Source organism: Thalassospira lucentensis (genome assembly GCF_050516545.1).
Classification (GTDB): Bacteria; Pseudomonadota; Alphaproteobacteria; order Rhodospirillales; family Thalassospiraceae; genus Thalassospira; species Thalassospira lucentensis_C.
Window position 1 is genome coordinate 1,004,666 of sequence record NZ_CP191544.1, and the last position, 22,998, is coordinate 1,027,663.

General features: G+C 51.4%; 20 protein-coding genes. 7 read left to right on the forward strand and 13 right to left on the reverse strand.

The window, feature by feature from the left end:
- Positions 1 to 3: 3 nt before the first annotated feature.
- Positions 4 to 363, forward strand: coding sequence for a hypothetical protein (locus tag ACQ0MK_RS04610; RefSeq protein ID WP_430475020.1), 360 nt, complete (start codon positions 4 to 6; stop codon positions 361 to 363).
- Between the two features lie 9 nt (positions 364 to 372).
- Here ACQ0MK_RS04610 and ACQ0MK_RS04615 read toward each other — a convergent pair whose 3' ends face one another.
- On the reverse strand, positions 373 to 1,248 hold the full coding sequence (locus tag ACQ0MK_RS04615; protein ID WP_430475021.1) for an AEC family transporter: 876 nt from the start codon (positions 1,246 to 1,248) through the stop codon (positions 373 to 375).
- Between the two features lie 190 nt (positions 1,249 to 1,438).
- Here ACQ0MK_RS04615 and ACQ0MK_RS04620 point away from each other — a divergent pair, with 190 nt between their 5' ends.
- A complete protein-coding gene (locus ACQ0MK_RS04620; protein WP_430475022.1) occupies positions 1,439 to 2,080 on the forward strand; it encodes a D-glycero-alpha-D-manno-heptose-1,7-bisphosphate 7-phosphatase in 642 nt (213 codons plus the stop codon).
- A gap of 14 nt (positions 2,081 to 2,094) precedes the next feature.
- Here the strand turns inward: ACQ0MK_RS04620 and ACQ0MK_RS04625 are convergent, their stop codons facing one another.
- Positions 2,095 to 4,164 carry a tetratricopeptide repeat protein gene (locus ACQ0MK_RS04625; RefSeq protein ID WP_430475023.1) on the reverse strand — a complete coding sequence of 690 codons (2,070 nt, stop codon included), beginning with the start codon at positions 4,162 to 4,164 and terminating at the stop codon, positions 2,095 to 2,097.
- A gap of 505 nt (positions 4,165 to 4,669) precedes the next feature.
- Here ACQ0MK_RS04625 and ilvD point away from each other — a divergent pair.
- Positions 4,670 to 6,523 carry a dihydroxy-acid dehydratase gene (gene ilvD / locus ACQ0MK_RS04630; RefSeq protein WP_430475024.1) on the forward strand — a complete coding sequence of 618 codons (1,854 nt, stop codon included), beginning with the start codon at positions 4,670 to 4,672 and terminating at the stop codon, positions 6,521 to 6,523.
- A 183-nt stretch (positions 6,524 to 6,706) separates the two neighbouring features.
- Here the strand turns inward: ilvD and ACQ0MK_RS04635 are convergent, their stop codons facing one another.
- From ACQ0MK_RS04635 to ACQ0MK_RS04655, 5 genes are read right to left on the reverse strand one after another with little or no spacing between them, the layout of a single operon-like run.
- A complete protein-coding gene (locus tag ACQ0MK_RS04635) occupies positions 6,707 to 7,909 on the reverse strand; it encodes a M20 metallopeptidase family protein (protein WP_430475025.1) in 1,203 nt (400 codons plus the stop codon).
- Between the two features lie 53 nt (positions 7,910 to 7,962).
- Positions 7,963 to 8,943 carry a TRAP transporter substrate-binding protein gene (locus tag ACQ0MK_RS04640; RefSeq protein ID WP_430475026.1) on the reverse strand — a complete coding sequence of 327 codons (981 nt, stop codon included), beginning with the start codon at positions 8,941 to 8,943 and terminating at the stop codon, positions 7,963 to 7,965.
- Between the two features lie 19 nt (positions 8,944 to 8,962).
- Entirely contained in the window at positions 8,963 to 9,778 is an 816-nt protein-coding gene (locus ACQ0MK_RS04645) for a creatininase family protein (RefSeq protein WP_430475027.1), read from the reverse strand.
- 28 nt (positions 9,779 to 9,806) lie between these two features.
- Positions 9,807 to 11,084 (reverse strand): TRAP transporter large permease, encoded by a 1,278-nt coding sequence (locus tag ACQ0MK_RS04650; protein ID WP_430475028.1) that lies wholly within the window; start codon positions 11,082 to 11,084, stop codon positions 9,807 to 9,809.
- Positions 11,085 to 11,095: 11 nt separating this feature from the next.
- Positions 11,096 to 11,617: a TRAP transporter small permease gene (locus tag ACQ0MK_RS04655; RefSeq protein ID WP_430475029.1), complete on the reverse strand. Its 522-nt coding sequence runs from the start codon at positions 11,615 to 11,617 to the stop codon at positions 11,096 to 11,098.
- 139 nt (positions 11,618 to 11,756) lie between these two features.
- Between ACQ0MK_RS04655 and ACQ0MK_RS04660 the strand changes: the two genes are divergently transcribed.
- Positions 11,757 to 12,683, forward strand: a complete 927-nt coding sequence (locus ACQ0MK_RS04660) for a LysR family transcriptional regulator (RefSeq protein WP_430475030.1) — start codon at positions 11,757 to 11,759, stop codon at positions 12,681 to 12,683.
- Positions 12,684 to 12,743: 60 nt separating this feature from the next.
- On the opposite strand, the gene ald is transcribed toward ACQ0MK_RS04660, so the two are convergent.
- Positions 12,744 to 13,862: an alanine dehydrogenase gene (ald, locus tag ACQ0MK_RS04665; protein WP_430475031.1), complete on the reverse strand. Its 1,119-nt coding sequence runs from the start codon at positions 13,860 to 13,862 to the stop codon at positions 12,744 to 12,746.
- Between the two features lie 203 nt (positions 13,863 to 14,065).
- On the opposite strand from ald, the gene ACQ0MK_RS04670 reads away from it, so the two are divergent.
- Both ACQ0MK_RS04670 and ACQ0MK_RS04675 read left to right on the forward strand, forming a co-directional pair.
- Complete coding sequence (locus tag ACQ0MK_RS04670; protein ID WP_350043795.1) at positions 14,066 to 14,524, forward strand: Lrp/AsnC family transcriptional regulator; 459 nt, start codon at positions 14,066 to 14,068, stop codon at positions 14,522 to 14,524.
- A 354-nt stretch (positions 14,525 to 14,878) separates the two neighbouring features.
- The gene (locus ACQ0MK_RS04675) at positions 14,879 to 15,595 is read left to right on the forward strand and encodes a TetR family transcriptional regulator (protein ID WP_350043794.1); all 717 of its coding nucleotides are present in this window, start codon (positions 14,879 to 14,881) and stop codon (positions 15,593 to 15,595) included.
- Positions 15,596 to 15,684: 89 nt separating this feature from the next.
- Here ACQ0MK_RS04675 and ACQ0MK_RS04680 read toward each other — a convergent pair whose 3' ends face one another.
- The 5 genes from ACQ0MK_RS04680 to ACQ0MK_RS04700 all read right to left on the reverse strand — a co-directional run bounded on the left by ACQ0MK_RS04680 (position 15,685) and on the right by ACQ0MK_RS04700 (position 21,720).
- Complete coding sequence (locus tag ACQ0MK_RS04680) at positions 15,685 to 16,524, reverse strand: ABC transporter permease subunit (RefSeq protein WP_350043793.1); 840 nt, start codon at positions 16,522 to 16,524, stop codon at positions 15,685 to 15,687.
- A complete protein-coding gene (locus tag ACQ0MK_RS04685; protein ID WP_350043792.1) occupies positions 16,521 to 17,465 on the reverse strand; it encodes an ABC transporter permease subunit in 945 nt (314 codons plus the stop codon). Before ACQ0MK_RS04685 ends, ACQ0MK_RS04680 begins: the two co-directional genes overlap by 4 nt.
- Positions 17,462 to 18,628 (reverse strand): ABC transporter ATP-binding protein, encoded by a 1,167-nt coding sequence (locus tag ACQ0MK_RS04690; RefSeq protein WP_350047215.1) that lies wholly within the window; start codon positions 18,626 to 18,628, stop codon positions 17,462 to 17,464. The genes ACQ0MK_RS04685 and ACQ0MK_RS04690 overlap by 4 nt, the downstream gene beginning before the upstream one ends.
- Positions 18,629 to 19,040: 412 nt before the next feature.
- On the reverse strand, positions 19,041 to 20,147 hold the full coding sequence (locus tag ACQ0MK_RS04695; protein ID WP_430475032.1) for a polyamine ABC transporter substrate-binding protein: 1,107 nt from the start codon (positions 20,145 to 20,147) through the stop codon (positions 19,041 to 19,043).
- Positions 20,148 to 20,370: 223 nt separating this feature from the next.
- Positions 20,371 to 21,720: a glutamine synthetase family protein gene (locus tag ACQ0MK_RS04700; protein WP_350043451.1), complete on the reverse strand. Its 1,350-nt coding sequence runs from the start codon at positions 21,718 to 21,720 to the stop codon at positions 20,371 to 20,373.
- A gap of 273 nt (positions 21,721 to 21,993) precedes the next feature.
- Between ACQ0MK_RS04700 and dgcN the strand changes: the two genes are divergently transcribed.
- On the forward strand, positions 21,994 to 22,998 hold the full coding sequence (dgcN, locus tag ACQ0MK_RS04705) for an N-acetyltransferase DgcN (protein ID WP_350043452.1): 1,005 nt from the start codon (positions 21,994 to 21,996) through the stop codon (positions 22,996 to 22,998).

Consider the following 22,998-nt stretch of genomic DNA (forward strand, 5'->3'; position numbering starts at 1 on the left):
AAAATGAACAAACGAATGTGGCGCCGTGCCATTCTTGCGACCGGGATTGCGGTTCTGGCAGCGGTCAGTTATGGCAACCCGGAACGCTATATTGCCGATCTGATTTGGACAGATGATGCGGCTCCTTGGGAAAAGGTCACCGCGGTCTATACGCCCGATACGGCCAAACCCAATGATCTTGAAATTTCCGAAGCAGAATTTTCAGATATCACTGCCTGTCGGGCCCATGTGCATGAACGCGCAACCGAAAGCAGTGACCCCGACCTTAAAAAGGGGAGCTTTGAATGCGCAATCGGCTTTTACCTGTCAAAGGGACTCGATAATGCCCCGGATGGCGGGGCATATCGTCTGATCTTGAAATAAGTCTGATGCCTAAAGCACATACCAAAGAAGAGCAGGCAGGGCGATGGCGGCAAGGAAGCTTGAACTGATCACGACACCTGCCACTTCTTCGGGTTCGCGATTGTAAAGCTGTGCGAACAAATAGCAGAACACTGCAACCGGCATCGAACACTGCAAGATCACCACACCGCGTTCAACCCCGGTCAGTCCAAGAACTTCAGACAAGCCAAGACCAACGCCAAAGCCCATGGCAAGACGCAGAACGCTTAACGCCGTACTGCGCGCAAGGCTTACGGGGCGGAGTTTCGCCAAAGACACACCAAGGGTGAACAGCATCAAAGGAATGGTCAACTGACCAATCAGGTTGGTGGTGTTGTAAAGCCACGCCGGAACCCCCGTATCGGTTGCCAAAAAGGCGATGGCGATCAGGGTTGCTGGAATGATCGGCATTTTCGCCAGAGATTTAAGCGAAAAACTGCCAGAGACAAAGGCAACACCGACGGTCAGCTGTATGACAACATATGCTGCAAAGAACGCAACCGAAAGAGCCAACCCTTCCTGCCCATAGGCCAGCATGCAAAGTGGCAGGCCGACATTGCCGACATTTGGCCAGGTCAGCGATTGCAAATACGTGCGGGGCGACAGGTTAAACACCTTCAATATCGGCCAGCCGATCAGGGCAAAGATGATATTCGCTGCAATAGCCGCTGTGCCCATCAATATCAAGGTGTCACCGCCAAGCTTAACCGTGGCAAGGGCGGCAAAGGTCAGGCACGGCGTTGCAAAATACGTGACGATAGAGGTGACAAGATTGGTATCGAAATGCTTGCCGGCACGCGCCCAGAAATAACCCAGTCCCGTTGTGACGAAAACCGGTGCCAGAATTGCAAAAATATCGGCAAACATTGATTACGTATTCCTCAATCAGGTGCTTTTGACCCGAAAATGTCACGGCGGACACTTCTCCTGCAAGCGAATAATGGTAATACCAATTTGTTTTCCGCAGTGCGGAATGGCAATATGTATGTCAGATCATCTTGTCATCTTGGGCAGGCATCGGCATTGTTGCCCAAATTGAATTGAACAAAGGTCAGTGATGAGCGGACACGCAAAAGAAACTGTCAGACGTCATTTGATTGACCCGGCCCCACGCTTTCGGGACCGCCGCAATCTGCTACCAGCGGTTTTTCTGGACCGCGACGGTGTGATCAATGAAGAAGTCCACTATCTGTCGCGTGTAGAAGAACTAAAACTGATCGACGGGGCTGCATCCGCCATTCGGCGCCTGAATGACGTAGACATTCCCGTGATTATCGTGACCAACCAGTCCGGTGTCGCGCGCGGCTATCTAAACGAAGATCAGTTGCTTGAAATTCATCAGGCCTTGGTCGCCATGCTGGCGCGGGAAAAGGCATCTGTGCAGGGCATTTATTATTCGCCCTTCCATATGAAGGGCGAGGGCGAATATCGCCGCGAAAGCGACTGTCGTAAGCCCGGATCAGGAATGCTTGTTGCTGCCGCGTCCGAATTTGCGATTTCGCTCAGCGAAAGTGTTTTGGTTGGCGACCGGATCAATGACGTCCGTGCTGCACATGGCGTTCAAGCCCGTGCCATCATGGTTCGAACCGGCCACGGGGCCAAGGAAACCCAATTGCCAGAGGCATCCGGGGCGGATTTCATTGCTGATGATTTGACATCGGCCGTCGACCATATCCTTGGCACGTTTATCAAGCGCTAGAAACGTTTCTGTGCCTATTTCCGAAGACACCAGTTCTGCCACATCTCGCGACAGGATTCCTCAAACTCGCGTGCGACGGCAGGTGGATGGAATGCCTTTGCGTTGCGGATGCGGTCGCGCATGTTTTCGCGAATACTGACCAGCGCTTTAAGATCCGTGCTCAGCATGATGCATTTATCGACATAGCCCTTTTCGGTATGGGCACATAAAGCACCAAGTCCAATGTCAGCCAAAACAGCCAAGCCCAGCCGTGATCCGGGCAAATCACTGGCAAGCGATACAAAAGGCACACCCGCCCACAGCATTTCAAAATGGTTTTCAAGACATATGGCGGGAAACGGTGCCAACCCGATATCGATCTGGGCGAAAAGGGCTGGGCGGTCTTCCGCCGCAACGGTTCCTGCAAGATCAAGTCGGTCACGATTGATCCCGGCCTGTCGGGTGCGATCAAGGAAGGTTTTCGCCGCATAGGAATCCTCAAGAACATCATCTTGAATGACAATGCGACTGTTCGTGATCTTGTTAAGGATGCGGGCAAAACACATAAGCGTTTCATCACTGATATTGGCCAGCTTATCAATGCAGCCAAACCGAATGATATCATCGTTAAAGGCGGCCGGAAGCGGACTGACCGGAAATGTATCGTCAAGTTCACCGGGCAGATACGGACCAAGTTCAAGTTTCTGCGGATGTTCCGAAAGGCCTTTGTTATTGGCAAGTTTCCCGCTGAAAACTTCCTTGTGACCGATCAGATAATCGATCTGTGTCATGCCGGTCGTGGTGGGCGAAAGGCTGGCCTGAACCGGGGCGCTGTGCAGGGCGAACACTTCAATCGGTTGGGTCGGATGGGCGCCGCAAAGATCAATCAGGATATCGATCTTGTCCTTGCGGATGCGATCAGCGATCTGCATCGGGTCCTGCCCGAAAACTTCGCGCCAGCCATCGGCCATAACCTGCCAGGATCTTGTGACGTCATCCGGGCGCGGTGTAGCGGAATACAGGAACAATTCAATTTCATGCCGGTTCAGGTTGCGGGCAAGCGATCCCAGAAGTTTAAAGGATGGATGTTCACAGAAAAACGGCGATATCCAGCCGATCCGTAATCGCCTGTCTGATTGCCGCGTATTGGCAAATGCCGGTTTTGCGGCGATCGGCATGTGATGCTTTGCCCAGTTCTTGGCTCTTTTGGCAAATTCAGTCCCGTCGCCAGATGCCAGTTTCGCCTTGCTGCGCAACAACAGGGCATCGGCCATCGCATTGTCCGGATTTGCTTTTAAAACGGATTTAAGGATCTCAATGGTGCCAAGCACATCGCCGCATTTAAGCGTGATATCGGCCAGAACAAGATCAATGTCATCGGTGTCTTTGGTAAGTTGTCGCGCGGTTTTAAGCAACGCAATTGCTTTGGTATATTGTCCCTGATGGGCAAGGGATTGACCAAGTCCGCGCAGGCCCGGAACAAACTTGGCATTAATGCTCAACGCACGTTGATAAAGTCCCTGTGCTGGCCCGGGATAGCCAAGACGCAGATGTGCCGTTGCAACCCGGTAAATCATGTCTGGGGTAATGCCGGCGGCCTCGGCGGCATGATCAAGTGACATCAGGGCGGCTTTTTCCTGCCCCAAGGCATGAAGCGCATTGCCAAACAGCAACAGGCCTTCAAAATGATCCGGCTTCAGTCCAAGAAGCCGACCCAGAAGATCAACCGCTTGCCCCAAATGGCCGCGTGGTATTTCAAGTCGGGCAAGGTGATAAAGCGCGGTTGGAAAATCCCCGTGGTAACTAATCGCTTGTTTGAACTGATCAATTGCCTTTTCAATCTGGCCCGAACTTTCAAGCGCAATGGCATAATTACACCGCGCTGCCGGATTGGCCCCGACACTTGAAAGACAGCTTTCAAACAGATCGATGGCTTCGCCATTGCGGCCCTGACTGGTTAAAAGCGTTGCCAGAAGATGTTCGGCCTCGGCATTGGCCGGGGAGATATCAAGGATTTGGCGATAGATCTTTTCGGCTTCTTCCGGGCGATTGCCCTCATGTGCACTCAACCCGCGTCGCAACAGTGTCTTGAGTTGGTCAGACATGGGGGTGCGTATCTCCGCCTAGGATGTGCTGTTCAGATAACTGTTTGAAGACATTAAAGGGTTCTGGCTGCGCTTTAAAGCATACAGTTGCACAAGGCACATTTTGGGGCGGGTATTTAAGTGAAAAAAAACCCCGAACCTTTACGGGTCCGGGGCGAGAATGGGAGTGGGAGAATCGCCTGGCGGCGATAATCACCTACTAAGATATGGGCTGTTTGGTCGAAGATCGCCTATCCAAGGGGATAGTGTTTTGGGGTATTTGGGGTAGGTTTTCAAAAGGATGGTCAAAGATCTGTGATATGGATCACAAATTCCCGGCAAAACTCAAAACGCGCTGATATTTGCTTGCCGGATCTAAGCGTAAGTTTGCCGTCGCGTAGCATTCGTACCATATGATGGAATAACGCGAAATTTTCAGGCAAAAAACTGTCAAAATGCGCGAATACTGTGCTAGAACGCACGTATATATGAAGACAAACCCCGCGAAGTAAGAGAGGTTCCTTCCATGCCGGAATATCGGTCCCGTACAACAACCCATGGTCGCAATATGGCCGGTGCGCGCGGCCTGTGGCGCGCCACTGGTATGACAGATGAAGACTTCGACAAGCCTATCATTGCGGTCGTCAACAGCTTCACCCAGTTTGTGCCCGGTCACGTCCACCTCAAAGACCTTGGTCAGATGGTTGCTCGCGAAATCGAGGCCGCAGGTGGTGTCGCCAAAGAATTCAACACCATTGCGGTCGATGATGGTATCGCGATGGGCCATGACGGTATGCTTTATAGCTTGCCTTCGCGTGAAATCATTGCCGATTCCGTTGAATATATGGTCAATGCCCATTGCGCCGATGCGATGGTGTGCATTTCCAACTGTGACAAGATCACCCCCGGTATGCTGATGGCTGCAATGCGCCTCAATGTCCCGGCCGTGTTTGTGTCCGGTGGTCCGATGGAAGCTGGCAAAATCACCATCGAAGGCAAAGAACATCACCTTGATCTGGTCGATGCCATGGTTCAGGCTGCCGATCCGAACATCTCTGATGAACAGGTCAAGGAAGTCGAACGTTCGGCATGTCCGACCTGTGGGTCATGCTCTGGCATGTTTACGGCCAACTCGATGAACTGTCTGGCTGAGGCCCTTGGTCTGGCACTTCCGGGCAATGGCTCGGTCCTGGCGACACATGGTGCGCGTAAGGAGCTTTTCCTTGAAGCTGCCCGTACCTCGGTCAAGCTGGCACGTCGTTATTACGAAGAAGAAGACATCGGCGCGACCCCGCGCGGTATCGCAACGTTCGAGGCGTTTGAAAACGCCATGGCGCTTGATATTGCCATGGGCGGCTCGACCAATACGGTTCTGCATTTGCTCGCCATCGCCAAGGAAGCCGAAGTCGACTTCACCATGACCGATATGGACCGCCTGTCGCGCAAGGTCCCGTATCTTTCCAAAGTCGCACCAAACCATCCGATGTTCCACATGGAAGACGTCCATCGTGCCGGTGGTATTATGCGTATCCTTGGTGAGTTGGAGCGCGGTGGTTTGCTGCATACCGATGTCTCGACCGTGCATGCCAAAACCATGGCCGATGCCCTTGAAAAATGGGACATCAAACGCACAACTAACGAAGCCGTGCACAAATTCTTCCGTGCCATGCCCGGTGGTGTGCCGACCCAAACGGCGTTTAGTCAGGAACGCTATTGGGATGACCTTGATCTTGATGAAAAAGAAGGCTGCATTCGTGACATCGAAAATGCCTATAGCAAGGATGGCGGGCTCGCCGTTTTGTTTGGCAATTTGGCGGTCAATGGATGTGTCGTTAAGACCGGTGGTGTTGATAAAAGCATTCTGAAATTCACCGGCCCGGCCGTGGTCTGCGAAAGTCAGGACGAAGCCGTCGCCAAGGTTCTTGGTGGGGAAGTCAAGGAAGGCGATGTTGTCGTCATTCGCTACGAAGGTCCTAAAGGCGGTCCGGGCATGCAGGAAATGCTCTATCCGACCAGCTATCTGAAATCGATGGGGCTTGGCAAAGCCTGCGCATTGATCACGGATGGCCGGTTCTCAGGCGGGACGTCGGGTCTTTCCATCGGTCACGTATCACCAGAAGCTGCGGCTGGTGGGGATATTGCACTGGTTGAACCGGGCGATACCATCGAGATCGACATTCCGAACCGCACGATCAAAATCGCGGTCGATGATGCAGTGCTTGCCGCCCGTCGCAAGGCGATGGAGGCCAAAGGCCCAGAAGCATGGCGTCCGGAAAAGCCACGCAAACGCAAAGTCACAACCGCCCTTCGGGCCTATGCCGCCATGGCAACCAGTGCGGACCAAGGTGCGGTTCGTGATGTGACACAGGTTGAGTTCTGATTTTAACCTTTGATAGAGCATAGAAAGCCGCCCTAGATAGGGCGGCTTTTTATTTGTTCTTACGATCTAGCAGAAAAAAGACCGAGATCAAAAAGACCCCGGCCTATCAGGTTGGCGAATGGTTGAGATTCGCCTTTAGTGCTCCGGCCCGAAAAGTGGGAGGCACAAGGCCGGATAGGGAGACTATTTATTTTCCGTAAGTTGAATGACCGTGTTCGAAATGACGCGAACTGCAGTGGCAATACAGCTCTCATCTAGGTCGAAGTTGCTGCGATGGAGCATCGTCTTGCGGTCGGTGGCTTTGGAGCCAATACGAAGATGTGCGCTTGGGATGCGCGATGAGAATTCAGCAAAGTCTTCGCTTCCCATCGAACCTTGTGGCAGACAAATGACATTTTCTTCGCCGATGACTTCACGTGCGCAATTGATGACGTTTTCAAGAATAGCCGGGTCGCTTTTTACCACACCAACACCTTGAAGAAACTCGACCTCAATCCGGGTTTTCGTTGCGATGCCAACCCCTTGCGCAATACGGGTAATGGCGTCCTTGGTTGCTGTACGGATTTCTTCGGAATGGGTGCGGATCGCTCCTTGCAAGGTGACGCAATCAGGAATTTGGTTTCGCGCAGTACCGCCTTCTATTTTACCGATGGTTATAACGGCGGAATTCAAAGGTGCGACTTCGCGTGACACAATCGACTGGATTTGCGAAATGAACTGGCCGGCAGCGACAATAGGGTCGATTGACAAATGCGGATGGGCACCATGTCCTGATAACCCCGTGACGGTAATGTCAAACGGATCAGATGATGCGAATGAAACTTCTGGGTGCCAGCCAATCGTTCCGCCATCCAGCAGAGGCCAATTATGATAGCCTAGCATAACGTCCGGACGATCTTTTTTAAAAACGCCATCGGCCAACATCGCACGTGCCCCGCCAAGCCCTTCTTCTGCAGGCTGGAATAGAACCATGGCGCGGCCGGAAAAATCAGAACCAAGTTTGGCAAGAACAGTCGCAACACCCAAGGCAATTGCAGTATGAGCATCGTGACCGCAGGCGTGCATGATGCCCTCATTTTCCGAGGTGAATTCAAGTCCGGAATCTTCGGCAATAGGTAAGGCATCTATGTCGCCACGGATGCCGATAAGGCGGCCCGCCGAGTCAGGATTGATGAGAGCTGCCACACCGGTTTTACCGTAACCGGTGCGATAGCTTACGCCGAGATTGTCGAGGTGTTTTTGGATTTTCCCTGATGTCCGGACTTCGTTAAATCCAAGTTCCGGATGGCGGTGCAAATCGCGGCGAATGTCGATCAGTTCATCACGGATCTCATCAACAATTGCATTGATTTTACTCGAAATCTCGTTGGTGACGCGTGGAGGCATAATTCATCAATCCTGATTGGTGGCGGGCCGGTTGTTGGATAGTTCAGGCTCGATTAGTCAAAGTCTTTTTGACCGATCTCCGATATTTTCTTGTAGGTATCTTCTCCCCACATTTTAGAGCCCAACTCATCACGTACTGACTGGGTTGCTTCAATGAATGGCTTGGTGTCGGGCTTGGTAAAGGTGATACCTGCGGCCTTCATTTCTGCGATCATTCGGTCAGTTTGTTCAGGAAGCATCTTTCCGATCACGGCATTGGAGGCATCATTCGCCTTTTTCAACAATGCTTGGTCTTCCGGGCTCAGGCTTTCCCAGAAGGTATTGCTGACCATGACGTAAGCCGGTTTTTTGATGTAATCGACCAGTGCGATGGATTTCTGAACTTCATAGAATTTAGCTGCATAAATGGTTTCAATCGGGTTTTCTTGCCCGTCAACCACACCAGCCTGCAGGCCTGTGTAAACTTCTGCAAAGGCCATTGGGGTTGGGTTGGCCCCAAGTGCGCTCAAGGATTTGACATAATAATCGCGTTCCGGAGAACGCAGTTTCAGGCCTTGGAGGTCGTCTATGCTGTTGATTTCGATGTCCGCACTGATCTGGCGCGGGTTGCGAGGCATAAAGCCAAGTAGGCGAATTTCTCGTTCATCTACAAGCTTCTCGTTCCATTCCTGACCAAAGTCAGTATCGAGAACCGCACCATAGTTTTTAATCCCCTTCATCAAATAGGGGATGGCAAGATATTCGATCTCTTTGATCCCGGGGTCGCCACTTGCATTCATCTGCGTGACGCCAAGTGCCATTTGGGTAAACAGTTCACGTGGGGTGCCAAGCTGATCCCCGCCATAAACGGTCACTTCGAAACGGCCATCAGATTCTTCTTCCATGACGCGCTTGAATTCCATGGCCCCTTCGTATTGGGCTTCGCCTTGATTGGCCCAAAGGCCATAGCGAATTTCGGTTGCCCCATTGGCTTGGCTAAGTGCCAAAAGTGATAGACCCGAGGCAAATATGGCTGCTGTGAGTGTCTTACGCATGCTAAAACTCCCTGATTGGTTAGGTTGCGATTTTTGGGTTTTGTTTTGAGAAATGGGCAATAAAGTCAGCGCAATAGCCGACAAGATAATTGACGATTTTCTCCCCTTTTTCGGCGCTTGACTGCGCCGGTTCTCCGCTGGCAACACCATTGGTGCACCGATCTGTTACGTCGACGGCTAGGGCAACTTCGCTTCCCTGAAAACGGATGCCTGCGAGACCGGCAGTCGGAAGACCAAGCATTTCGCCTTTTTCGGTTTCGGATGACATCAGGTCCATGCGCATCAATTCCGGGAACAGGTGCTGATAAACCGACGTCAGTGGATCACCACCGTGGCCAAATGCTTTCATGCCAAGCTCGGGATGTAGTTCCTGCCACATGTCCGAAGGAATAAGGCGCCAAAGATTAAGGCATGGGATCAAAAGTCCCTTTTCTCGTTTCATCTTGCGGATGACTTGATCAATAAGAGGGTAGTTGCCGCTATGACCATTGAGAATGACGATTTTGCAGATGCCGTGATCCGTGAAATTTTCGATCATATCCGTCAGAACGGCACAGAAGGTTTCCGGGCGCAGTTGCATACCACCGGGAACCGAACGAAAATAATCGGCATATCCGAACGGCATGATCGGTGCTGCTATTGCGTCGGATTTTTCGGCAATGCGTCCGGCAAGAACATCGGTTAGCATATAATCGCCCATCGGTGCCACAGACCCCTGTTCTTCTTGTGAACCAAGCGAAATGATGATGACAGGGTCTTCATCAAGACGTTCGCGGAACTCGATAAAGGTCATATCTTTGAGCAGATGTTTGCGCGCAGAATTTTCGGCTGTCATGTGGGGCTCCGGTATTATGTTTAAGGTATCAGGAACCGAACACGAGGTTCGGTAAGAACAAGGTGATTTGCGGGAATGCTGCAAGCAGGACCACGGCAACAAACAGCGGGATGTAAAACGGGATCATTGCCCGTACCATTTGCGCATGTGAGATTTTTGCGATGTCTTGTGCAATGAACATCAGAATACCGACAGGAGGTGTTGCGCCGCCAATGATCAGGGTAAAGACCATCAGAACGCCGAAATGAACCGGATCAATTCCAAATTGCATGACAACGGGAACAAGGATTGGTGTCAGGACGATTTCTGCTGATGAGGCAACCATGAACAGGCCGACCAGAACTAGGACGATCAAAATGATCGAAAGAACGATCAACGGTTCATGTGAAATCGTTGAAATTGCAGTGCCGATACCCTGTGGGACGTTTTCACGGACCATCACCCAACTAAACGCTGCCGAGGCCGCAACGATCAGCAGAATGCGACAGCTTCCAAGGCCAACATTGACCAGAACTGTACCGAGCTGACGCAGGTTCATGTGACGGTATAAAAGGCCAAGTACAAGGCCATATAGCACTGCAACTGCGGCTGCTTCCGTTGGCGAGAAGATGCCAAGCAGGATTCCACCAACAATGATTACTGGAAACAGGAGGGCAGGAGCCCCTTCTTTGACTGATTTGGTGATTTCACCAAAGTTGGCACGTTTATAACGGGGGTAGCCCCGTTTGCGGGCAATAAAATAGGTGAAAACCATCTGCGACAGAATGATCACGATGCCCGGAATGACACCAGCAATTAGGAGGCGACCGATGGATACATTGGCAAGTGTACCGTAAATCACCAACGCGACGCTGGGCGGGATCATTGGGCCAACAAGTGCAGATGCCACGGTCACCGCTGCAGAAAATGGTGCTGGATAACCTTCCTTTTTCATTGCTGGGATTAGGACCGAACCCAGTGCTGTCGTGTCGGCGGTTGCAGACCCGGACATGCCCGAGAAAATCATGCTGGCAAAAATGTTGACCTGTGCCAGTCCTCCGTGGATATGCCCGACAAGAGTACGCGACATATTGATAATCCGGTCCGTAAGGCGGCAGGCATTCATCAGTTCGCCAGCCAGATAGAAGAACGGGATGGCAAGGATCAGAAAGCTATCGACGGATGCTGTCATCCTTTGGGCTAGCATCCCCGCATCAATGCCAGTCAGGTAAAGATAGACCGTGGTTGCAACCCCCATGGCAAAGGCCAAAGGCATGCCGGTCAGCAACAAGATGATCAGCAATAAAATGATAATTGAAACAGTCATGATGGGCGCCCTTACAGCATCGATTGTTCGTTGTTGTCGGGCTGTTTTTCATGGATCCGACGCGAAAGGAAAAGCCGAGAAAAAAGGGCGATGATCATTAAAATGGCACCCACCGTTGCGGCAAGACGTACCGTGCCAGCCGGCAGCGGTAGAATGCTCATTTCCTGGAAGTTCTCAAACTTCACAACCCGAAAGCTTTTCCATGTCAGGACGCTTAGAAAGCCGACAGCAAGGAGCTGATTGAATACTCGGAGTACTTTTTGAACGCTCTTGGGTAGGTGAGTTACCAAAACATCAACTGATAAGTGGCGTCCTTGCCAGCAAACCACTGCGGCGCCAATGAATGTCATCCATACAACCATAAGTCGGCTAAGTTCTTCGCTCCACAGAATGGGGCTGTCAAAAAAGTAGCGAAAAACAACTTGCGCCAAGGTCAAGGTGACAATAAGTGCCAAAGCGGCCGCAACTGCAAATTTGAATGGAAGAGTATAGTCAAAAGGGCGCTTGGGTGGCGCCGGTTCGTTTGAGTTCATTACCAGTCTCTCCGTTGTGATGGTTTTCAGTCCATTCGGATTTTTATTTGGAATTGTGAATCTGAAACCGCCTCCTGTCTGTATAAAATCAGGTGAAGATAATCTTGTAAAATATATAAATTCGAGATAATTATATCTAATGAATATTAATCATCGAGTTGAATTGCGTCATCTTCGTTACTTCATTTGTGTTGCTGACGAGATGCATTTTGGACGTGCTGCCGAACGCTTGGGCATTGCCCAGGCACCGTTAAGTCAGCAAATCAAACAGCTTGAAGAGCGCGTTGGCGTGCAGCTTCTCGAACGTACGACGCGTTCTGTCCGCTTGACACTTGCGGGGGAGGTATTCCGTGAAAAGGCATTGCTTGCTTTGGGGAATGTCGGCGACGGGGTTGAGGCAGCACGTCGTGTCATGGGAGAAGCCAGTCGAAAGTTGACGATTGGCTGTGTATCACCGGCCATTTTCACATGTCTTCCGCAAATTCTTCGTAAGTTTCATCAAAAACGTCCTGATACACGCATTGATATCAAGATTTTGACAACCGATGAACTGATCGATGCCATGGTCGAAGACCGTGTAGATATCGCCTTTATCCGGCCCCCTCGTACTAAGGCGCATCTCAATATAGAACATTTGTTCAGTGAGGATTTTGTGGGGTTGGTGTCGGTTGATCATCCATTGGCAAGTCGGGATACTATCTCGCTACGTGACTTTGCCGGGTTGCCCTATGTTGCCTATGCACCGATCCTTGGGATTGGATATCAGAATGTGGTGATGCAGCACGCTCGTGATATCGGTGTATCGATCGATATTGTCGAGGAAGTCGGTCACACGATGGGGATCGTCGCGCTTGTTGCCGCAGGAATCGGAGTTGGAGTTGCACCAAGTTGGGTTACCCACATGCCTCATGCCGAAGTTACCTATATTCCGATGCCCGAACTCCCGCGGGATGCTGTAACCCTTGCTCTTGCTTGGCCCATTGACAGCATGTCGCCGATCATTGGCGAATTTGTCGAATGTTCCCGTTCATTTGTCGCTGAAATGGGGGCGGGACAGAAAATGTAAAATGCGGAATGCACAAGGCACAAAGCACAAGGTATCCCGCATTCCTTTAAATATTTTACTTTACGAAACCAGTACACGCTTTAGCGGTACATGGCTGTACCCCAATGCATCGGCAACGGCTTGGTGGGTGATTTGTCCAGCATGAACATTAAGGCCCGCGGCCAGATGCACATCATCTTTGCAAGCCTGTTTCCAACCTTTGTTGGCCAAGGCCAAGGCAAAGGGCAGGGTGGCATTGTTGAGCGCAAAGGTTGATGTACGGGCAACTGCACCGGGCATATTGGCCACACAATAATGCACAACATCATCGATGATATAGGTCGGGTCGGCATGCGTGGTGGCTTTGGATGTTTCAAAGCACCCGCCCTGATCAATCGCGACATCAACAATGACCGATCCGGGCTTCATTTTTGAAAGCTGATCTTTCTTGATCAGTTTTGGCGCCGCCGCACCGGGGATCAGAACCGCACCGACAACCATATCGGCCTCATAAACCAGTGCTTCGGTGTCATCAATTGTAGCGTACTGGGTTTTGATCCGCGGGCCAAACACATCATCAAGAGAAGTCAGGCGTTTGACATTCTTATCAAGAATGGTGACGTCGGCACCCATGCCCGCTGCAATGCGTGCGGCATTGGTGCCAACAACACCACCGCCAATCACAATGACCTTGGCCGGACCAACGCCGGGAACACCGCCCAGCAACATGCCGCGTCCGCCATTGGCTTTTTGCAGGGCCGCGGCCCCAACCTGTGGGGCCATGCGTCCGGCAACTTCGGACATCGGGGCCAAAAGCGGTAATCCGCCATTGCGATCTGTAACAGTTTCATAGGCAATTGCCGTGACGCCGGATTTGATCAAGCCTGCCGTCTGATCTGGATCCGGAGCAAGGTGCAAATAGGTAAACAGCAACTGGCCTTCGCGCAGTTGTTCATATTCAACGCGTTGCGGTTCCTTGACCTTTATGACCATTTCAGCCGTGGCAAAAATGTCAGAAGCAGTCTGGGTAATTTCGGCACCTGCAGCGATGTAATCTTCATCTGTGCAGCCAATACCAGCACCGGCCAAGGTTTCGATTTTAACTTTGTGGCCGTGGGTAACAAGTTCTCGGACTGAGCTTGGAGTCAGTCCGACACGATACTCGTTGTTTTTGATTTCCTTTGGAACACCTATCAGCATTTCGTTTTCTCCCGACGAAAATGGTGGCAATCGGGCCCTCTCTCGGTCTGTGCCGGGATGCCCGGGCATTTTATGCCAGTCTTTTTATTGTGTGTGCATGATACCCTAAAAATTGGGCAATTATCCTTCAATTCAAGAGGTGTTTAGTGCTATCATTGCTAGATAATTTAAAAGAAACACCGTGATCTCGGAGGAATATTCGAATGCAGATGGACGAACGTGATCGGATGATACTGCGTTTGCTGCAGAAAGATGGCCGTATCAGCAATGCGGAACTGGCCGATAAGGTCAACCTGTCAGCATCAGCTTGCCTGCGTCGTGTCCGCTTGCTCGAAGAAGCGGGCTTTATTGACCATTATACCATGCTGCTAAATCCGGTACGGATTGGCAAGCCGGGCAATGCGTTTGTTAATATTGCCATTAACCGCCAGACCCGCGAAGCTTTAGAGACCTTCGAGAAAGAAGTTCAAAAGGTTCCCGAAGTTGTCGAATGCTATCTTCTTGCCGGACAAAGCGACTATCTGGTGCATGTCGTCTATAGCGATACCGCCGATTACGAACGCATTCACAGCGAAGTCCTGACCCAGCTTCCCGGTGTTGAACGTGTGCAGACGGTCATTACGCTGCGCGAAGTCAAACGGACAACAGAGCTGCCAGTTTAAGTAAAAAAAGAATACGCTTTGGAAGGCTAGTGCAACTCATCCGGGTTTAGCGCAGGGGTGCTTTTCATCTGTCTGTCAGGGCTGAAACCGGATGGTTTATAAAACACGTCAGAAAGTCCGAATCCGACTCGGTTATAAAACTGTACTGATTCGCGATATATGTACGGAATCACATTGTATGGTTGAAGCTATGTGACCGCAATTCATCTAATGAAGGTGCGTTCTGACAAGAGAAATACCTGTTTTTTCAGTGTTTCATAAATTTTGTCTATTTATTGGCCGACTGCGATTTGACTTTGAAGTGAATTAACATGCAATAATATGTTCAGGGGAAAATGTTGGGGGAAGTACTACATGGAACAAGAAAATCTTGTTCGTGCGAGAAGCCACGAGCAAAAACTAAAGCGCCGTGCCGATATTCTTGATGCAGCACGCGAACTTTATCTCGAAGGCGATGGCACATTGCCGTCTGCTGCGGAAGTGGCGCGAAAGGCCAATTTGGCCAAGGGCACGCTTTATCTTTATTTCTCAAGCAAGGAAGCTTTGTTTCTTGAAGTGCTGCGGCATTTCCAGAAAGGCTGGTTTGAGAACAATCTTGATGTGATCGATGAAGAAGCACTGCGTCGACCCGAAGAACGGGATTCAACCCGTGTCGCGCGCCAGTTCGTTCAGTATCTCGTAAAGAACGAAAAATTCCTGTATCTGGCGTCCTTGGCGCAGGGTGTGCTTGAATCTGGTTCTGACGATGAAATGGTCGTTGGCCAACGTCGTTTTCTGGCCTCGATGGTCAAACGAACCGCCGATGCCTTGGCCGAGCTTTATGAAATCACACCCGATGAAGCCAGCAAGCTTATGCGGTCATCCTATGCGCTGGTGATCGGTCTGTGGCAAATGTCGCAATTGCCCGACCGGGTCAAAAAGCTGATGGAACAAAACGCGCTGACCAATCTGATTGTTGATTTTGATGAAGCCGCAGAAGAAGCCGTCGTATCCTATTGGCGTGTGCTTGCACCGGGCATGAAATGCCGTGAAATGATGCGCCGCGCCGCTGAAGGCAGCTGTGCCGACTGACCGGTTATCTTAAATGGCCTAAACGAAAAGCAGCGCCGGAAGATATTCCGGCGCTGCTTTTTTATGTTCAGTTTATGTAACCGGCGGGGTCAGGGCTGAATTTCAGCACTCGCCGAAGACCGGCTGCGGTTGCGTTCAGAACGCAGGATCAGCAGGCTGGAAATCAGGATCATGACCGACACCGACACAATGATCAGTGTGGCAAGGGCGTTGATTTCCGGCGACACCCCAAGACGGACGGATGAAAACACCTTCATCGGAAGCGTGGTTGATCCGGGACCGGCGACAAAGCTTGCAATCACAAGATCATCAAGCGACAGGGTGAAGGATAAAAGCCATCCGGCGAGAAGGGCTGGCAGGATCATTGGAAGCGTAATGACAAAGAAAATCTTTGCCGGTTTCGCGCCCAAATCCATTGCGGCTTCTTCAACCGAAATATCCATGCCCGACAGCCTTGATTGAATGACAACGGCAACATAGGCCGCACAGAATGTCGTATGCGCAATTGTAATTGTTGCTACGCCACGCCCTGCGGGCCAGCCGATCAATTGTTCAAGGGTCACGAACAACAGCAACAGCGAAAGCCCGGTAATGACTTCCGGCATCACCAGCGGGGCGGCAATCATCCCTGAAAACAGGGTGCGTCCCTTAAACCGGCCAAAGCGCGACATAACAAGCCCGGCAGGTGTGCCAAGTGCCAAGGCAAGGGTTGCCGACATCACGCCAATCCGCAGGCTGTTCCAGGCCGCGTCAATCATGCCGTCATTGCTAAACAGCGAGACATACCATTTGGTCGAAAAGCCCGTCCAGACGGTGACAAGCTTGCCCTCGTTAAACGAGTAGATCATGACAAGCAGGATCGGCACATAAAGAAAGGCAAAGCCAAACACCAGTGCCGAAATCAGGAAGGTGGATCTTTTACCGCTCATGATTGTCCTTCCTCCTGCTTGGACTGGATATGCTGGAACCACATGATCGGAATAACCAGGAACATCAGCATGGCGATGGCAACCGCAGATGCAATCGGCCAGTCACGGTTGGCAAAGAATTCGTTCCAGAGTGTGCGCCCGATCATCAAGGTGTTCGGACCGCCGAGAAGTTCCGGAATGACAAATTCACCAACAGCCGGAATAAACACAAGAAGCGATCCCGCCAAAATGCCCGGAAGCGACAGGGGCAGGGTGACTTTCGCAAATGCCTGCCAAGGCTTGCAGCCAAGATCAAGGGCGGCCTCAATCAAACTGCCATCCATTTTCTCAAGCGTGGAATAAAGCGGCAGGATCATGAAGGGCAAATAGGTATAAACAATCCCGACATAAACCGCGAATTCGGTCTGGCGCATGATCAGCGGTTCGGAAATGATCCCGGTCCAAAGCAAAAATGCATTGATCAGACCTTCACGATCCAGAATGCCGATCCATGCATAAACGCGGATCAGGAAACTGGTCCAGAACGGCAGGATCACCATCATCAAAAGAATGCTGCGCAAGGACCCGTGGGCGCGGGCGATGCCATAGGCCATCGGATAGCCGATCAGAAGGGTGATGATGGTCGATATCGCGGCGATCCGGATGGAATTAAGATAGGCCGTGGCATAAAGGCTGTCAGACAGCAGGAACAGATAGTTCCCGAAATTCAGAGTGATCGTGATGCCTTCGTCGATCCATTCAAACAAGGAAGTGTATGGCGGCTGGGCATATTCGGCCATGGAAAAACTGATCTTGAGAACGATCAGGAATGGCACAAGGAAGAACAGGAAAAGCCAGAGATACGGGATGCCAATGACCAATACCCGGCCATGTTTGATCATCCAGCGATCAAATCTTTGCTTTATGCTCAAAGCAGGGAGCTCTTGTTTGTCACTGCTCATTTGTTCAGAACCGAAGCAGCCCCGGCCTCCCACGACACCCAAACAGTGTCTTCCCACGTATAACGCGGTTCGATTTGTCGGGTGGAATTCGGTTCGGTCACCTTGATGCGTTTGCCGCTTTTAAGGCGCACGTGATAGGTCGAAATACCACCCAGATAGCCGATCTCCTCGACCTTGCCCGATACGCAGTTATATTTGGTATCTTCGGGGGCTTCTTTGGTCAGAAGCAAACGTTCAGGGCGAAGGGCAGCCCAGAATGTCATGCCTTCATGCCCCTGAACGGCGTGATCGATATAAATCTCGCAACCGGCTTCATCCGATTTGATGACCGCGTATTTTTCATCGTCATCAATCAGAACGCCTTCGATCAGATTGACCTGACCAAGGAAGTTCGCGGTGTAGCGGCTGTTGGGATATTCATAAAGTTCAAACGGGGTGCCGGTCTGATTGATCACCCCTTCATTCATCACGGCAATGCGTGAAGCCATGGTCATGGCTTCTTCCTGATCATGGGTGACCATGACAAAGGTCGTGCCGATTTTTTCCTGAATATTGACCAGTTCGAACTGGGTCTGTTCGCGCAATTTCTTATCAAGCGCGCCCAGTGGTTCGTCAAGCAACAGCACTTTGGGGTTTTTCACAAGCGAGCGGGCCAATGCCACACGCTGGCGTTGCCCGCCTGAAAGCTGATGAGGTTTGCGTTTGGCAAACTTGGTCATCTGTACAAGGGCAAGCATGTCCGAAACAAGGGTCCGGATTTCCGATTTTGGCAAACCGTCCTGATGCAGGCCAAAGGCAACGTTCTGTTCCACATTCATATGCGGGAACAGGGCATAGGACTGGAACATCATATTGGTCGGGCGCTCATAGGCCGGAACACCGGCCATATCGACGCCATCGATGTAAATTTTGCCTGATGTTGGTTCTTCAAACCCGGCCAGCATGCGCAGCAAAGTTGTCTTCCCACAGCCCGAACCGCCCAAAAGCGCGAAAAGTTCGTGGCGATAAATATCAAGGGAGACATCATCAACGGCGTAGAAGTCACCGAACTTCTTGGTCACATTCTCAAAGCGGATATAGGGAACCGCGTCTGGATTGTTCCAAGGTTGCGTCTTGTGCACGTCTTCATGCGCACGATCCAAAACCGCCTCTGGCACCAGCATTCTCCCCTTGATCAATGTCACGATGAACCGATTTCATTGGGCGACAGTCCCTGATGACCTGCTGCGCACTCATTGAGTGTTGCGCCTGCGCCAAGATGTCGGTTCGTTCTGATAACAGGATGAAGCAATTCTTCAATCTGTAAAGAGGGGTGTGCGATATTTTGAACAACGATCCATTTATGCCGCTATAAACGGCAGGAAATGGCCTTCGGGTGTTCAGAAAATGTGCATTATTCGATTATGGCTGCGACGTGTGACTTCGGGAATTAAGGGCAAAATTGATGGCGTGATCACGAGTCCGCGTTACCGTGGTTGAGGCAGGGAGCCGATGTGATGCTGCAAAGCAAAAGGGCGCGATTGATATCGCGCCCTTGTTCGTCCGGTCGGTTAGATCGTAATTGGCAGATCTGCCTTACTGACCGGTTTTAAGCTTGGTCCACATGCGGGTACGGGTCCGCAGAAGACGTGCGCCTGGTTCGACTTTCGAACGCAGACGTTCTTTTACTTCCTGCGGCGGATAGATGCCCTGATCTTCCAGAAGGGACGGGTCAACCAGTTCCATTGCTGCAAGGTTCGGGGTTGCATAGGCAACATAGTTTGCGATTTCAGCCTCGACATCGGCACGCAGCACATAGTCGATGAACTTGTGCGCCAGATCCGGGTTCGGTGCATCTTCCGGGATCATCATCGCATCAAACCAGATCAGCGTGCCTTCCTTCGGAATGACATACTTGATCTCGTTGCCATTGCCGGCTTCTTCTGCACGCAGGGCCGCCATGCCGACATCGCCCGACCAACCAACAGAAATACAGGTATTCCCGTTTGCCAGATCGTTGATGTACTGCGAGCTATGGAAATAGGTCACATAAGGACGAATTTTATCAAGCTGCGCAAAGGAGCTTTCGATGGATTCACTGGTCGGCTCGCCTTCCGGCACATTGCCAAGATAGAAGTTCACCAACGGCGCGATCTCGCCCGGATCATCCAGAAGCGACAGGCCGCATTTCGAAAGTGGCTCTGCATATTTCGGGTCGAAAATCATTGCCCAGCTATCAAGAGGGGCATCATCGCCGAGAACTTCCTGAACTTTGGCAACGTTGTAACCAAAGCCATTGGTGCCCCAGAAATAGGGTACAGCATAGGTGTTGTCGGGGTCGTATTTTGCCTGCTGCTGCAGGATTACCGGATCAAGGTTGCCATAGTTCGACAGCTTTGATTTATCAATCGGCTGGAACAGCTTGGCCCGGATCAGGCGTTCTGCATCCGCAAGGGTCGGAACCACGATGTCATAGCCGGAATTACCCGCCAGCAGCTTGGCTTCAACCAACTGGTTGCTGTCGTAAACGTCATAATTGACCTTTACGCCATATTCTTTTTCAAAGTTCGCAACGGTTTCTTCGCCGATATAATCAGACCAGTTATAGACGTTGAGAACTTCCTGTGCGGATGCGCCAAAGGCAAAGCCGGAGACGGCTGTTGCAAGCACAATCATGCTTGAAGTTTTAAGAAGAGATTTCATTTCGCTGAGCCTCCCATGTGGCAGCGTTTGAAAGTTTGATGGTCTTGTTGTTTGGTTCCCCCAAGACCAAGGGCACTTCTAATATCCTTTGAATGGATCAGGATATTGTCAAACACAAGATGGAAAATTGTGCATTTTTCGCATCATGTGAAAATTTAGGCATAAGCAATGCAATAATCTTGCGCCGGGCGCGATCTCCCGGCGCAAGATTCGATCACTGATTTTAAACGTTGAGCAAGAGATGCTCGCGTTCCCATGCGCTGATCACGGTTTGATAGGCATCCCATTCGGCCTCTTTAACCGCAACAACAGCGGCTGAGAATTCGTCGCCCAACAGTTCTTTAAGCGGTTTGCAGCGATGGAATTTCGCCAAGGCTTCGTGAATGTGACGCGGTAGGGAATGCGCCCGGTCATAGCCCGATCCTTCGATCGGGGCGGTCGGGTCGATTTCCTCGATAATGCCAAGCAATCCACAGGCAAGCGATGCCGCAACCGCCAGATACGGGTTGGCATCCGCCCCCGGCAGGCGGTTTTCAATACGGCGTGCTGCGGGTGGGCCGTTTGGCTGGCGCAGGCCCACGGTCCGGTTATCAAGTGACCAATGCATGTTGATCGGGGCATCCGACCAAGGCTGCAAACGGCGATAGCTGTTCAGGTTCGGCGCCAAAAGCGGCATGGCGGCGGGAAGATAACGTTGCAGGCCGCCAATATAGTTCAGGAACATTTTCGAGTTTTCACCATCATCATCGGCAAACAGGTTCTTGCCGGTTGTGATGTCGAGAAGACTCTGGTGAATATGCATCGAGCTTCCCGGATGGTTGCCCATCGGTTTGGCCATAAACGTGCCATAGACGCCGTGCTTGAGCGCGGTTTCACGCAATGTGCGCTTGAACAAAAATGCCTGATCGGCCAGTTCAAGCGGTGCCCCGTGGTTGAAGTTCATTTCAAGCTGGGCCGGGCCGGATTCGTGGCTCATGGTATCGGCGTCGATATCCATGGCTTCGCAATAGTCATACAGGTCTTCAATCAACGGATCGAATTCGTTAATCGCATCGATTCCAAACGCATTTGATGCGCGTTCCGGGCGTCCCGAACGGCCGATTGGCGGCTCCAGCGGGTTGTCAGGATCGGTGTTTTTCGCCACCAGATAAAATTCAAGTTCCGGTGCGATAATTGGCTTCATGCCGCGTTCTTCAAAGGCCCTCAGAACACGTTTAAGAACACCGCGCGGAGAGATCGAAACCTCTTCGCCCGAGAAGTGAAAACAGTCGCAGATGATCTGTGCTGTCGGCTCTTCATACCAGGGCACGACGCGAATGGTTTCCGGGTCGGGAACCATGACGACGTCTTTCTCTGCAGGATCAAGGAATGCATCGGTTTCTTCCGGGTATCCGCCAGTGACAGTCAGGCAGAAAATGGCCTCCGGGATGGCAAGGCTTTTGGCCTCCAGCCCACGTAGGAATTTCTGCGTTGGCAGAACCTTGCCACGGGCGACCCCTGACATGTCCGGTACAATGCATTCGACTTCTTCGATTTTTCGCTCAGATAGCCACTTCTTGAGATCGGTGCTCATATGTAGTCGGGCGCTTTCACGCCAGTCCTTCAAAATTGCATTTTCTTGCGTTTTTCGGGCCATTCCCGGCAAATTTCGCAAGAAAGGATGTTGGTCTTCGAAGAGTTTTGTATTTAATTTTGTCTTTATTTCAATTTGTCGAATTATAGACGAATTATTGTGGGTATTGTCGAAGATATCAATTCATATCTCTGGAACGCTTCCACCATATTGCGCTATAGTCTCTCCAGATTATTATAAGGGTAGCGTCTGGACGCTGGTCAAGGAGGTATTATGAAAATCGCACATCCATATCTTATGTTTCTTGGTGACGCGCCGGATGAGCTGGCTGCAAAAACCGCACTTGGTATCAAGCAATGGCGCCCTGAATGGTGCGTTGGACAGCTGAGCCTTCCGGGCTGTAAGGCTGATCTTGGCTTGCAGGAAATGTCGATTGCCGAGGCAAAGGCAGCAGGTGTCAAGACGCTTGTGCTTGGCGTTGCCAACCGTGGCGGCATCATTGGCCCGGCATGGATGGAAACCCTTCTCGCGGCAATTAATGCCGGAATGGATATCGCCAACGGCCTGCATACCCGCCTTTCTACGATTCCCGAACTGGTCGAAGCTGCTTCCGCCAAGGGTGTCAGCCTGTTTGACGTCCGTCATTTCGATGGCAAGGTTCCGGTTGGGAATGGTGAAAAGCGTTCTGGTAAGCGTGTTCTTGCTGTTGGTACCGATTGCTCGGTTGGTAAAATGTACACCACCCTGGCGATTGATGCGGAAATGAAAAAACGCGGCATGAAGTCTGACTTCCGCGCCACCGGCCAGACCGGTATTTTCATCGTCGGCCAAGGTATCTCGGTTGATGCGGTGATTTCGGACTTCATTTCGGGTGCGGTTGAAACCATTGCACCGGCAAATGATCCAGACCACTGGGACGTGATCGAAGGGCAGGGCAGCCTGTTCCATGCATCCTTCTCGGGTGTGACCATGGGCCTGATCCACGGATCGCAGCCTGATGCGCTTGTGATTTGTCACGAACCGACCCGTGAACATATGCGCGGTCTTCCGGGGTATAAATTGCCGGATCTGAAAACCTGCATGGACGTTAACTTGCAGCACGCCAAACTGACCAACCCGAATTGCGTGGTTGTCGGCTTTGCGATCAACACCAAGTCGCTTGACGACGCAGCAGCAACCAAACTTCTGGCCGACATCGAAGCAGAATTCGGTCTGCCGGCGGTTGATCCGGTTCGTACCGGTGTTGTGTCCATCGTTGACAAGCTGCAGGAGATTTAA